Origin of the sequence: Streptomyces sp. NPDC058751 (genome assembly GCF_042746485.1) — a bacterium.
Taxonomy (GTDB): domain Bacteria; phylum Actinomycetota; class Actinomycetes; order Streptomycetales; family Streptomycetaceae; genus Streptomyces.
In genome coordinates this window covers 53,371-63,676 of record NZ_JBHYPZ010000038.1, presented here as the reverse complement: position 1 = coordinate 63,676, position 10,306 = coordinate 53,371, and the positions used below count along the sequence as shown (strand labels likewise).

The window sequence follows — 10,306 nt, the reverse complement described above, 5'->3', positions numbered from 1 at the left end:
GCGCCTTTTGTTTTTATCCCCCCGCCGGGGGGGGCCCCACCCCCCGCCCCCCCCCCCCCCTCAAACCCCGCGGTCCCCCCCCGGGGGGCCCCCGCTCGGGGGCCCCACGCTGCCACGGCACGCGCTCCGCGTTCCCGGGGTGACCGGCCACGGGACCCGCACCCGGACGACCGGAGTCCCGCGGTCGCCCCGGGCCGGGCCGGCTCTGCCGTCCGCCCGGCCATGGAGTGTCGGGCAGGCGGCCGGGCGGACGGCGCGGAGCGGGCCGCCGTACTGTACGAGGGGGAGCCGGCGGCCCGGCCGGCCTCTTGCGAGGCAATTCAGTCAACCGGTGCGAAACTCTCCGCGACAGCGCACACACAGCGCGGATACGGGCATTCCCATCACACCCCGTGTGAAAGGGGACGCACTACTCTCTCTGGTGCGGTCGGGCGCGGTCGGCCCGGCCGGAGCCGTCGGCAACGAGCCACCCGGGGGGCCTCCCATGCAGCCCAACACCCTGCTCGACGCGATCCTCGACGAGGCGGGCATGTCCCACGCGGGACTCGCCGCCCACGTCAACCAGGCGGGCCGGGCCCGGGGCCTCGCCCTGCGCTACGAGCACACCGCCGTGGCACGGTGGTTGAAGGGCCAGCGGCCGCGCGGCCAGGTGCCCGACCTGATCTGCGAGGTGCTCGCGGGACGGCTGCACCGGCCCGTCACCCTCGACGACATCGGCCTCGGGGTCCCCGGCGAGCCCTCCACCCCGCACGCCGGCACGCTCTCCGGCTTCGTCGAACGGGCCACCGCCCTGTGGCGCTCCGACGAACAGCAGCGCCCGCACATCCTGGGCGCCCCGGCCGTCACCGGAACCCCCGCCGTGATGCCCGTGTGGGAGTGGGAGAACCCGCCCGAGGACGTGGACGTCTCCCGCGGCGGCCGCCACCAGGTCAGCATGGCCGACATCGAGATGCTGCGCGCGGCACGGGCCCACTACGAGCAGATGTACCGCAAGGCGGGGGGCATGGCGACCCGCACCCGGATCGTCGGCTTCCTCAACTCCGAGACCGCGCCCCTGCTGCGCGGCAGCTACACCGACGCCACCGGGCGCCAACTCCACCGCGCCACCGGCGGGTTGGTGGCCATCGCGGGCATCTGCGCCTACGACTCCGACGCGCACGGACTCGCCCAGCGCTACTTCCACCAGGCGCTGCGTCTGGCGAAGGCCAGCGGGGACAGGGGACTCGGCGCGTACGTCATAGCCCTGCTGGTCAACCAGGCGCTGTTCATGCGCGAGTACCGCCAGGCGGTCGCCTTCGCCGAGGCCGCGCTGCGCGCCGCGGGGCGCCACATCACCCCGGCGCTCGCCTCCGACCTCTACGCCATGCAGGCCAAGGCGTACGCGCACCTCGGCGACGGCAGCAGCGCGCTGTCCTGCATACGGCGTGCCGAGCAGGCCGCCGAGCGCATCCGGCGCGGTTACGAGCCCGACGAGACCGGCTATGTCCAGCCGGGACTGGTCAACGTACAGGTGGCGGAGGCGCTGCTCAGCCTCGGTGACCTGGTGGCGGCCGCCGAGCACGCCGCGGCCGCCGTCGACACCCCGGCGCACGACCGGGGGCGCGTGCACCGGCTGGCCATGCTCAGCCAGATCGAACTGCGCCAGGGCAACGCCGACAAGGCGGTGGCGACGGCCGTCCAGATGGCGGAGCAGGCACGGGGGATGGAGTCCCAGCGGCTGCGCGACAGACTTCGCGCGGTGCGCGAACACCTGGTGCGCAGCGGCTGCGCGGGGACGACCGAGGCGGCCGAACTCATCGACGGCGCACTGCGCGTACCGCTGTAGGGAGCGGCCCCGCACACGGCTTCGTCCACCGCCACCGTGCTGCGCCCCGACCCCGGTGAGCCCTGCTGCGGGGAAGCGGCTGCTGCGATATTGCCTTCACTCGGCGGAAGGTGGCAGAACCGTGCAGTGGACGAAGCAGAACGAACAAACTGTGTATGAAAACCGCTGGTTCAGTGTCAATCTCGCAGATGTGAAGCTGCCGGACGGGCGGCACCTCGATCACTTCCTGATAAGGCTGCGGCCCGTCGCCGTGGCCACGGTGGTGAACGGGGCCAACGAGGTGCTGCTGCTGTGGCGGCACCGCTTCATCACCGACAGCTGGGGATGGGAGCTCCCGGCGGGTGTCGTGGAGGACGGCGAGGACATCGCCGCGGCGGCGGCCCGCGAACTGGAGGAGGAGACCGGGTGGCGGCCGGGACCCCTGCGGCATCTGATGAGTGTCGAGCCCTCCAACGGGCTCACCGACGCCCGGCATCACATCTACTGGGCCGACGAGGGCGCGTACACCGGACACCCCGTGGACGACTTCGAGTCCGACCGCCGGGAGTGGGTCTCCCTGAAACTCGTTCCCGACATGGTCGCCCGTGGTGAGGTCCCGGCCGCCAACATGGCGGCCGCGCTGCTGCTCCTGCACCATCTCAGGCTCGGCCAGGACACGTTGCCCTGACCGGTCCCCCTCGCGCCCCGGGCCGACAGGTCCTGGCGCCGCGGCGGACGGCGCCTGCTCCTAGTGGCCGAGAGCCTGCCAGACCGCGAGGGCCAGGGCGCCCACGGCCGCGACGACGGCGACGGTGGGCAGTGGCCAGCGGGTGTGTTCGAGCGCGACGATCCGTGTGCTGAGGTCGTCGAGGTCCTTGGCCGTCTGGTCGTCGCGCTGGGTGAGCAGCGCCAGTCCGCCCTCGATGCGGGTGAACCCCACTTCGAGCGACCGGCGTAACTCCGCGATCTCCTTCGGTGCCACGGGATGCTCGGGGTCGGCGGTCACGAGTCCGCTCCTTTCCGTGGTCGGCACATCCCTTGTGCGCACGGAAAGTCAACTCGCCTGGTGGGCGGGTGGGGAGAGTGTGCGTCAGGCATATGCGGGCCCGGGGCGCACACGGCGTGTGAAAGGCGCGGGCCCGGCACCGTGGAAGGTGCCGGGCCCGCGCGAACTCCGGCTGGCGGAGCGGGGGTTCGGTCGGTGTCCGGCCGATGCCCCGGGGGTCAGCCGTAGGTGTAGAAGCCCGAGCCGGACTTGCGGCCGAGGCGGCCGGCGTCGACCATGCGCTGGAGCAGCGGGGGAGCGGCGTACAGCGGCTCCTTGTACTCCTCGTACATCGAGTACGCGACCGAGGCCACCGTGTCGAGACCGATCAGGTCGGACAGCTTGAGCGGGCCCATCGGGTGGGCGCAGCCCATCTCCATGCCGTTGTCGATGTCCTCGCGGCTCGCCATGCCCGACTCGAACATCCGGATCGCGGACAGGAGGTACGGGATCAGCAGCGCGTTGACGACGAAGCCAGAGCGGTCCTGGGCGCGGATCGCGTGCTTGCCGAGCAGCTTCTCGGCGAAGAGCTGGGCGCGGCCGACGGTGCTCTCGGAGGTGGTCAGCGCCGGGATCAGCTCCACGAGCTGCTGCACCGGGGCCGGGTTGAAGAAGTGGATGCCGATGACCTGGTCGGGACGCGAGGTCGCGACGGCCAGCTTCACCAGCGGGATCGAGGAGGTGTTGGAGGCCAGGATCGCGTCCGGCCTGGTCATCACCTGGTCGAGCACCTGGAAGATCTCGGTCTTCACCTGCTCGTTCTCGACGACGGCCTCGATCACCAGGTCACGGTCGGCGAACTCGCCGAGGTCCGTGGTGAAGCTCAGCCGGTCCTGGGTGGCCTTGAGCTCGTCCGCGGAGATCTTTCCGCGGTCGGCGGCCTTGGAGAGGGAGGAGAAGAGCCTGGTCCGGCCGATCTCCAGGGCCTCGCCGGTGGTCTCGGCGACCTTCACGTCCAGTCCGGCGCGGGCGCACACCTCGGCGATGCCCGCTCCCATCTGGCCGCAGCCCACCACTCCGACGCGTTCGATGTCGGTCACATCGTTCCCTTCGCTGATCCGCACGCCCTGGCAGGCGGTCCGTTGTTCGGCGCCTGCTCCGAACGTGCACGTTACTCCGAAGTATCGATGATCGATCGTCGGGGTGGTGCATGCTGGGTCACGATACGGAAAGTGACCCGGCGGACTCGCGGCGTAAGGGGTACGGACATGGGGCGACTGCCACGCCGGACGTTCGCGGCGGCCGCGCTCGCGACGCTCTCGGGATTCGGCACGGCGGGCGACGCCGCGGCCGCCCGGCACACGGCCGCACCGAACGGGGCGGCGGCCCAGGGCGCCATGCGGGGCATGTGGCTCGCGACGGTCTCGAACCGCGACTGGCCCTCCCGCACCGGCCTGAGCCCCGCACGCCAGCGCGCCGAACTCCTCGGCCACCTGGACACGGCGGTCCGCCTGCGCCTCAACACCGTGATCTTCCAGGTCCGCCCCGCCGCCGACGCGCTGTGGCCCTCCCCGTACGAGCCGTGGTCCCGCTGCCTGACCGGCGTCCAGGGCGGGGACCCCGGCTGGGACCCGCTGGGCACCGCGGTGCGCGAGGCCCACGCGCGCGGCCTGGAACTGCACGCCTGGTTCAACCCGTACCGCGTCTCGGGACAGCCGGACCCCGGCCGGCTCGCGCCCTCGCACCCCGCGCGCCTCCACCCGCACTGGACCGTGCGCCACGGCGGGAAGCTCTACTACAACCCCGGACTGCCCCCGGTCCGTACGTTCGTCCGGACCGCGATGCTGGACGCGGTGCGCCGGTACCCCGTCGACGGGGTGCACTGGGACGACTACTTCTACCCGTACCCGGTGGCGGGCGAGCGCTTCGACGACGACGCGGCGTACGCCGAACACGGCGCGGGCTTCCCGGACAGGGCGGCGTGGCGGCGGAACAACATCGACCTGCTGGTGCGGGAGATGGCGGAGAGCGTCAAGAAGGTCCGCCCCGGGGTCCGCTTCGGGATCAGCCCCTTCGGAGTCTGGCGGAACGCCTCGAGAGACCCGCTCGGCTCGCCGACCCGGGCCGGCGTCGAGACGTACGACGACCTGTACGCGGACACCAGGAAATGGGTCGCGCGGCGCTGGGTGGACTACATCTGCCCCCAGCTCTACTGGAACATCGGCTTCGCCGCCGCCGACTACGCGAAGCTGCTGCCCTGGTGGGCGCGGGTCGTCCGGGGCACGGGCGTGCAGCTGTACGCGGGCGAGGCGCTGTACAAGGCGGGGGACCCGGCGCAGCCCGCGGCCTGGCGGGACCCGGCCGAACTCTCCCGGCACCTCACCCTCGCCCGCCGTCACGCCGAAGTGCGCGGGCACGTCTTCTTCGCGGCCTCGGAGGCCGCGGCCGACCGGACCGGCGCGATGGCGCGGGTCGTCGCCGACCACTACCGGCAGCCGGCGAAACCCCCGCGCTGAGCGGGCGCCGGTCTCCCGGCGCCCGCTCCGGCCGTCCTGCTTCGGCGGCAGTCCAGCCGTCCTACTTCGGCGGCATGTCCCGGTGACGGATCTCGGAGTCCGGGCCCGGTGAGCACACGGCCTCGTGTCCGTCCTCGAACCGCACACGGTAGGGGGGAGAACCTTTCTCTCCCATGACCTCGGTGATCTCCGCGACCTTGTCGTGCTGGCCGACGGTCCTGCCGTGCTGCACCAGCTGGTCGCCTTTGGATGCGCGCATCTGAACGGTCTCCTCGCCTGTGTCTGTACGGGAGCAACGGTTCGTGGCCCGGGCCCAGGGCTCGGGTGGGCGCGGCCCGGGCGTGCCGGGTCAGCCCCGTGCCCGCTGGGTCAGAGCGATGCAGACGAGGACGGCGGCCGCTGTCAGGGGAGCCGCCGGGGTGAGCCGCTCGCCCAGGAGCAGTACCGACCACACCAGTGTGAGCAGCGGCTGGGCCAGCTGCAACTGGCTGGCCCTCGGAATCCCGATCGACGCCATCCCCCGGTACCAGACGAGCAGGCCGAGGAACTGCGATCCGACCGCGACCCACAGCAGCCCGGTCACGCTGTGCGCCGTCAGCCGCGCCGGTTCGTAGGACAGCGCCACCAGCGCGCCCGGAACGCTGAGCGGCAGGCACAGGACCAGGGCCCAGCCGATGACCTGCCAGCCCGGCATCTCCCGGGCCAGCCGGCCGCCCTCGGTGTAGCCCGCCGCGCAGATCAGCAGGGCCCCGAAGAGGTAGGCGTCCGCGCCGGTCAGGGTGCCGCCGCTCTGCCGCACGGTGAACGCGATCACGGTCGCCGCGCCCGCGCAGGCCGCCAGCCAGAACGTCCGCGACGGGCGCGCGCCGGTGCGCAGCGCCGAGAACAGCGCCGTCGTGAGCGGCAGCAGCCCGACGACGACGGCCGCGTGGGCGGTGGTCGACGTCCGCAGGGCGAGCGTCGTCAGGAGCGGGAAGCCGAGGACGACACCGGCGGCGACGACGGCGAGACCCGCCAGGTGCCGCCGGGCGGGCCGGGGGACCCGCAGCGCGAGCAGGCAGCCGCCCGCGACGACCGCCGCGAGGACACAGCGCACGGTCACCAGCGACCAGGGGCCGAAGCCCGTGAGGCCCCAGGCGGTCGCGGGGAAGGTGAGGGAGAAGGCGGTGACACCCAGGGCCGCCTGGAGGGTGCCCGAGCGGCGGTGCGCCGGAGCGGGGCTCCGGTCCGCGGCGGGGGCCGGGGGCTCGACGTCGGTGCTGACCGCTATCCCGGTCCGGTCGATAGCGCTACTCTCTGCTCTCATGCAAGAGCGTAGCAGTGTCGGTGAACTGGCGGATCGGCTGCGGAAGGAGCTGAACCGCTACTCTCCAGATGAAAAGCTGCCCTCCAGCAGGGCGCTCGTCGAGCGGTTCCGCGTGAGCCCGGTGACCGTGTCGCGGGCGCTGGCGCAGCTCGCCGCGGAGGGGCTCGTGGTCACCCGGCCCGGTGCGGGCGCCTTCCGGGCCCGGCCCCGGCCTGCGGTCGCCTCCACCGGGGACACCTCCTGGCAGGAGGTCGCGCTCGGCGCGGACGCCGCGGCCGAGGCCGTCCCCCGCACCGTGGACGCCGCCGGGGTGCTCGTCTCGCTCGCCGCGCCGCCACCCGGTGTCATCGAGTTCAACGGCGGCTACCTGCACCCCTCGCTCCAGCCGGAGCGGGCGATGGGAGCGGCCCTCTCCCGGGCCGGCCGCCGCCCCGGAGCCTGGTCCCGGCCGCCCATGGAGGGACTTCCCGAACTGCGCGAGTGGTTCGCGCGCGGCATCGGCGGACCGGTCGGCGCCGCCGAGGTGCTGGTCGCGGCCGGCGGCCAGGCCGCCCTGACGACCGCCCTGCGCGCGCTCGCGCCGCCCGGCGCCCCCGTCCTGGTCGAGTCGCCCACGTATCCGGGCATGCTGGCCATCGCCCGCGCCGCCGGTCTTCGCCCCGTGCCGGTCCCGGTGGACCCCGACGGGGTGAAACCCGGACTGCTGGCCGACGCCTTCAGGGCGACCGGCGCCCGGGTCCTCGTCTGCCAGCCGCTGTTCCAGAACCCGACCGGCGCCGTGCTCGCGCCCGAGCGGCGCGGCGAGGTGCTGCGCATCGCGCGGGACGCCGGGGCCTTCGTCGTCGAGGACGACTTCGTGCGCCGCCTGGTGCACGAGGACGCGGGCCCGCTGCCGCGTCCGCTGGCCGCCGAGGACCCCGACGGGGTCGTGGTGCACGTCGGCTCCCTGACCAAGGCCACCTCGCCGAGCTTCAGGGTCAGCGCCCTGGCGGCGCGCGGGCCCGTGCTGGAGCGGCTGCGCGCCATCCAGGTCGTCGACACCTTCTTCGTGCCGCGCCCCCTCCAGGAGGCCGCGCTCGAACTCGTCGGCTCACCCGCCTGGCCGCGTCATCTGCGCACGGTTTCGGCCGAGTTGAAGGCCCGGCGCGACACCATGACCGCGGCCCTGCGGCTGCGGCTGCCCGAACTTGCCCTGCCCCACGTCCCGTTCGGCGGCTACCACCTGTGGGCGAGGTTGCCCGAGGGCACCGACGAGTCCGCGTTCACCGCCGCCGCCCTGCGCGCGGGGGTGGCCGTGACCCCCGGCCGCCCCTACTACAGTGCCGAACCCCCCGCCGCGCAGATCCGGTTGAGCTTCGCGGCGGTGGCGGGGGCGGAGGAGATCACCGAAGGCGTACGGCGGCTGGCGGCGGCCTACGACGAGGTGCGGACCTGAGCGGACGCGAGCGGACCCCGCGCCGCGGCGAGCCGTGGGACCGCGCCGGCGAGAGGACCGGTTCCAGGGGGATCCGCACGGTCAACGCATAGACCAGAGGCCGATGTTCATGTGAATATTCGGATACTCTGTGTGACGCCCTTGACCTGTGGAGTCCCGCGCACCACGATCTGCGCATGAATCTTCGGGTCACGTTCGTCGCGGCGGCGCGGAACTCCGCGCTGCTTGCGGAGCGCTTCGAGGACGACCGCCCGCTGGACCAGGCGGGATGGGAGGAAGCGCAGCGTGCGGCGGCCGAACTGCTGCCGCTGGCGGCGGCCGAGCTGCGCTACTGCGCGCCGACGCCCCGCAGCCGGGCCACCGGTGACGTCCTCGGCTACGCCCCGCTGGTCCAGCTCGCGCTGCGTGACTGCGACATGGGCCGCTGGCGGGGCCTCACCCTGGGCGAGGCCATGGCCCGCGAGCCCGAGGCCATGGACTCCTGGCTGTCCGATCCGCGCTCCACGCCCCACGGCGGTGAGAGCCTGCTGGCCTTCATAGCCCGGGTCGGCGCCTGGCTCGACACCCGGCCGGGGGAGGACGGCGGCAGCATCGTCGCGGTGGCCGAGCCGTCGGTGGTACGGGCCGCGCTGGTCTACGTGCTGAAGGCTCCGCCGTCGACGTACTGGAACATCGACGTCCGCCCTCTGTCGGCGGTCGCCGTGACGGGCCGGGCCGGCCGCTGGAACCTGCGCGTGGACGGGGCGCCCGCTCAGCTCAGGCGCGTGTAGCCGGTGGTGAGCACCAGGTCCTTCGCGGGCCCGCGCACCCGCCAGACGGACCGCCAGTGGTCCTCGTCCCGGACCGTGAACTCTCCCCGGTAGAGATCCGCCGCGCACGGGTGGTCGGCGACGCAGTGCCCGCTCGTCAGGTCCAGGTCGTGGAACGGACGGCCGTCGGAGAACCGTACGAGAGCGGTCCCGGGGCCGTGGCCCGGCAGGAACCGCAGGGTCCGCTCGGCGGGCCGTGCGACGCCCTGCCACACGAACGTGCCCGACTCCCGGTGCAGCAGCCCGCAGCCGTCCGGCGACCGGCCCTCGTTCAGCGCCTCATTGTCGTCCAGCGGCTCGCCGTCGTCCGGCGGACCGAAGACCGTCGTGCCGGTGAAGCGACCCTCGGCGCCGCTCGCGAGGTCCCGTACGGTGCGCTCGACCCGCCAGTTTCCGGCCAGGTACGCCAGCACGTCCTCGACCGGCCAGAACTCGCCCATGCCGCCTCGTTCTCCGTCCCGTCCGACGCGGCGCACCGCGCCCGCGCGCTCCAGCCGCTCCCTGCCCCCGCCGCCCGGGTCACCGGCCGACGGCCGCCGTGCCCCGGCCGGTCGCGGGGTCAGGAACCGCGGCGGGGCCTGCCGCGCTTCGCGCCGCCCTTCGGACCGCCGTTGCCGGAGCCCCGGGAGTTCTTGGCCGCGGCCCTTCCGCCGCCCTTGCCGCCCGCCTGGCCGGACGCCGGCTTGCGCCGGGCGCCGCCGCCCGTGGCCGGCTTCCGGGGGGTGGACTTCGCCGCCCCCCGGTCCTTCTGCGCCGCGGCCGGGGCCTGGGAACGCCCGCGCGTGCTGTTGACCGTGCGTCCGCGCACGATGCCGATGAAGTCCTCCACCATGTCGGTGGTCCGCTCCTCGGGCCACGCCAGCGCGACACGCGACTCGGGGGCGTCCGTGACCGTCCGGTAGGTGAGGTCCTTGCGGTGGTGGAGCCGGGCGAGGGACTGCGGCACGATCACGACCCCGATGCCCGCGGCGACGAGTTCCACGGCGTCCGCAGTCACGGCGGGCCGCTCCAGCGCGGGCCTGCCCGGCAGCCGCTCCCAGTCCAGCGGGTCGTCCTCGGGGTGCAGCACGATGTCGTCGGCGAGGTCCTCGCCCGAGACCTGCTCGACGGCCGCCACGATGTGGTCCTTGGGGACCACGACGACCGTCGTCTCGGTGTAGAGGGGGATCGCGCTCAGGTCGGTCCCGTCGACCGGCAGCCGGACGAACCCCGCGTCGGCGTCGCCGCGCCGCAGGACGTCGTACACCTCGGCGGCGGACACCGGGACGAGGACCAGGGGGACGTCGGGCAGCCGCTCGTTCCAGATCCGCACCCACTTCGAGGGCGTCACCCCCGGAACGTAGGCGAGCCTGAAGGAAGGGGATGCTTCGGAGCCGGTCACCACGTCAGATTACCCGGCGGGGCCCTGGGCGCCGTACCCGCGATGGTCGGCGGGGGCCCGCGCGCTCGAT

11 protein-coding genes are annotated in these 10,306 nt (G+C 73.6%); 5 read left to right on the top strand and 6 right to left on the bottom strand.

The window, feature by feature from the left end; all coding sequences use genetic code 11:
- Positions 1-484 precede the first annotated feature (484 nt).
- Together ACFW6B_RS30135 and ACFW6B_RS30130 are read left to right on the top strand one after the other, a co-directional pair.
- Complete coding sequence (locus tag ACFW6B_RS30135; protein WP_386600852.1) at positions 485-1,825, top strand: transcriptional regulator; 1,341 nt, start codon at positions 485-487, stop codon at positions 1,823-1,825.
- 121 nt (positions 1,826-1,946) lie between these two features.
- On the top strand, positions 1,947-2,492 hold the full coding sequence (locus ACFW6B_RS30130) for an NUDIX domain-containing protein (protein WP_386600849.1): 546 nt from the start codon (positions 1,947-1,949) through the stop codon (positions 2,490-2,492).
- A 60-nt stretch (positions 2,493-2,552) separates the two neighbouring features.
- Here the strand turns inward: ACFW6B_RS30130 and ACFW6B_RS30125 are convergent, their stop codons facing one another.
- Together ACFW6B_RS30125 and ACFW6B_RS30120 are read right to left on the bottom strand one after the other, a co-directional pair.
- Positions 2,553-2,810, bottom strand: coding sequence for a hypothetical protein (locus ACFW6B_RS30125; protein WP_386600847.1), 258 nt, complete (start codon positions 2,808-2,810; stop codon positions 2,553-2,555).
- Positions 2,811-3,028: 218 nt separating this feature from the next.
- Positions 3,029-3,889: a 3-hydroxybutyryl-CoA dehydrogenase gene (locus ACFW6B_RS30120; protein WP_386600845.1), complete on the bottom strand. Its 861-nt coding sequence runs from the start codon at positions 3,887-3,889 to the stop codon at positions 3,029-3,031.
- 168 nt (positions 3,890-4,057) lie between these two features.
- Here ACFW6B_RS30120 and ACFW6B_RS30115 point away from each other — a divergent pair, with 168 nt between their 5' ends.
- On the top strand, positions 4,058-5,305 hold the full coding sequence (locus tag ACFW6B_RS30115; protein WP_386600843.1) for a glycoside hydrolase family 10 protein: 1,248 nt from the start codon (positions 4,058-4,060) through the stop codon (positions 5,303-5,305).
- A 61-nt stretch (positions 5,306-5,366) separates the two neighbouring features.
- Here the strand turns inward: ACFW6B_RS30115 and ACFW6B_RS30110 are convergent, their stop codons facing one another.
- Both ACFW6B_RS30110 and ACFW6B_RS30105 read right to left on the bottom strand, forming a co-directional pair.
- Positions 5,367-5,564 carry a DUF1918 domain-containing protein gene (locus tag ACFW6B_RS30110; protein WP_386600841.1) on the bottom strand — a complete coding sequence of 66 codons (198 nt, stop codon included), beginning with the start codon at positions 5,562-5,564 and terminating at the stop codon, positions 5,367-5,369.
- Between the two features lie 90 nt (positions 5,565-5,654).
- Positions 5,655-6,611, bottom strand: coding sequence for a DMT family transporter (locus ACFW6B_RS30105; RefSeq protein ID WP_386600839.1), 957 nt, complete (start codon positions 6,609-6,611; stop codon positions 5,655-5,657).
- Here ACFW6B_RS30105 and ACFW6B_RS30100 point away from each other — a divergent pair.
- Complete coding sequence (locus ACFW6B_RS30100; RefSeq protein WP_386600837.1) at positions 6,610-8,046, top strand: PLP-dependent aminotransferase family protein; 1,437 nt, start codon at positions 6,610-6,612, stop codon at positions 8,044-8,046. The genes ACFW6B_RS30105 and ACFW6B_RS30100 overlap by 2 nt on opposite strands.
- A gap of 176 nt (positions 8,047-8,222) precedes the next feature.
- On the top strand, positions 8,223-8,816 hold the full coding sequence (locus ACFW6B_RS30095; protein ID WP_386600835.1) for a histidine phosphatase family protein: 594 nt from the start codon (positions 8,223-8,225) through the stop codon (positions 8,814-8,816).
- Here the strand turns inward: ACFW6B_RS30095 and ACFW6B_RS30090 are convergent.
- Together ACFW6B_RS30090 and ACFW6B_RS30085 are read right to left on the bottom strand one after the other, a co-directional pair.
- Positions 8,798-9,295 carry a DUF6314 family protein gene (locus tag ACFW6B_RS30090; RefSeq protein WP_386600833.1) on the bottom strand — a complete coding sequence of 166 codons (498 nt, stop codon included), beginning with the start codon at positions 9,293-9,295 and terminating at the stop codon, positions 8,798-8,800. The two genes, ACFW6B_RS30095 and ACFW6B_RS30090, sit on opposite strands and share 19 nt — an antisense overlap.
- Positions 9,296-9,414: 119 nt before the next feature.
- A complete protein-coding gene (locus tag ACFW6B_RS30085) occupies positions 9,415-10,236 on the bottom strand; it encodes a LysR family substrate-binding domain-containing protein (protein WP_386600831.1) in 822 nt (273 codons plus the stop codon).
- Positions 10,237-10,306: the final 70 nt, after the last annotated feature.

Excerpts from the sequence above, each read along its gene's own strand:
- ACFW6B_RS30135 (WP_386600852.1), top strand. The coding sequence starts at position 485 with ATGCAGCCCAACACCCTGCTCGACGCGATCCTCGACGAGGCGGGCATG.
- ACFW6B_RS30115 (WP_386600843.1), top strand. The coding sequence starts at position 4,058 with ATGGGGCGACTGCCACGCCGGACGTTCGCGGCGGCCGCGCTCGCGACG.
- ACFW6B_RS30110 (WP_386600841.1), bottom strand. The coding sequence starts at position 5,564 with ATGCGCGCATCCAAAGGCGACCAGCTGGTGCAGCACGGCAGGACCGTC.
- ACFW6B_RS30100 (WP_386600837.1), top strand. The coding sequence starts at position 6,610 with ATGCAAGAGCGTAGCAGTGTCGGTGAACTGGCGGATCGGCTGCGGAAG.
- ACFW6B_RS30105 (WP_386600839.1), bottom strand. The coding sequence starts at position 6,611 with ATGAGAGCAGAGAGTAGCGCTATCGACCGGACCGGGATAGCGGTCAGC.
- ACFW6B_RS30095 (WP_386600835.1), top strand. The coding sequence starts at position 8,223 with ATGAATCTTCGGGTCACGTTCGTCGCGGCGGCGCGGAACTCCGCGCTG.
- ACFW6B_RS30090 (WP_386600833.1), bottom strand. The coding sequence starts at position 9,295 with ATGGGCGAGTTCTGGCCGGTCGAGGACGTGCTGGCGTACCTGGCCGGA.